This is a genomic window from Synechococcus sp. R6-5 (assembly GCF_047461775.1).
In the GTDB taxonomy this organism is placed as follows: domain Bacteria; phylum Cyanobacteriota; class Cyanobacteriia; order Thermostichales; family Thermostichaceae; genus Thermostichus.
Map to the genome: position 1 here is coordinate 1 of NZ_JANSHV010000361.1, position 1,201 is coordinate 1,201.

The 1,201-nt window shown below is 56.1% G+C and carries 2 protein-coding genes; both read right to left on the minus strand.

What is annotated here, in order from left to right:
- Nucleotides 1–13: 13 nt before the first annotated feature.
- The gene (locus NW818_RS13735; RefSeq protein WP_414424870.1) at nt 14–724 is read right to left on the minus strand and encodes an IS630 family transposase; all 711 of its coding nucleotides are present in this window, start codon (nt 722–724) and stop codon (nt 14–16) included.
- Nucleotides 721–1,143 carry a helix-turn-helix domain-containing protein gene (locus NW818_RS13740; RefSeq protein WP_011955408.1) on the minus strand — a complete coding sequence of 141 codons (423 nt, stop codon included), beginning with the start codon at nt 1,141–1,143 and terminating at the stop codon, nt 721–723. The genes NW818_RS13735 and NW818_RS13740 overlap by 4 nt, the downstream gene beginning before the upstream one ends.
- Between the last annotated feature and the right edge of the window lie 58 nt (nt 1,144–1,201).

Below are 1,201 nucleotides of genomic sequence, written 5' to 3' on the forward strand. Positions count from 1 at the left end.
ATTAGTCCGTAAACTAAGTTTCCTTGTATTTTTCATTCTCGGGATGGACTTTGGTGTAGTGGCTATTGAGCTTGGTTCGAGCGGCCTGGATGGAGAACTGCCAGTTGATCTTGATCGCCTTGGCGCTGCGCTCGTTGAACAAGGCCAACACCTCCCGGCCCAAGGTCTGGATCGATGGAATGCGCCTGTTGAGGCAGAGGCGCGAGATCACTGCGAACTCGCACTCGATCATATTGAGCCAGGAGGCCGACTTGGGTGTGTAGATGAACTCGAAACGCTCTGCTAAGGCAAACGCATCTTCAGCCGGTAAATGCTCATAGAAGGCACTGGCGTTGTGGGTGTTGAGATTGTCCTGTACCAGTCGGATCTTGATCGCGTTTGGATACTGGGCGGCAAGTGCTTGGCAAAACAGCGTGCACTCTCGTTTGGTGCGCTGTGGGTGTACCTGCGCCAGGCGCTTGCCAGTCAGCGGTTCGATTGCCGCCAGCAGCGCACACGAGCCAAGCTTTTCATACTCGTAGTGCTGTTTTCGTGGCTTGCCTGGCTGCATCGCTGCCGGAACGAGGGTGTCGCCGATCAGAAAGCAGGGCCGTTCGTCATAGCAGATTACCGGATAGTGCGGGTCATACGGCAGCGCATAGCGTGCCAGAATGCGCTCCATCTGGGCCAGAAAGGCCGCAGTGAGGGCGCCAAAGCACCAGGTCTGCTGTACATGTGGCTTCAGCTCGTTTTTTTTAGAATTGTGCCAACCATAGTATGCGAGATCGTCTCACAGAAGCCAGCTTCGACGACTTTCTCAGCCAGGAGGCGCAAGGTCCAGCGGTCATGGCCTTCTGGTGCATCGCTACACGCCAATGCCGTGACTTTGGCGCGCTGAGCGCCATCAATGACAATCGGACGGCCAGAACGCGGCGCATCGTACAGACAGTCCAACCCTTTGGTGCGGTAGCCGTTGCGCCAAGCGGCGACCGTGGTGTAGGTCACATCGAGCGTTTCAGCCACCGCACGCAGGGTCTTGCCGCGATCGAGTTCGAGCAGCGCGGTCGCGCGCTTGAAAGTCTTGACCGCGAGCGTACCTTTGGCAAGCAGTCCTTCAAGCGTGGTGCGGTCGTTCTCTGTCAGAGTCAGGTGATCTTTTTTCATACCACCAGTCTATCCGATATCACCTCGGAATGCAAGAGAACTTAGTTTACGGACTACT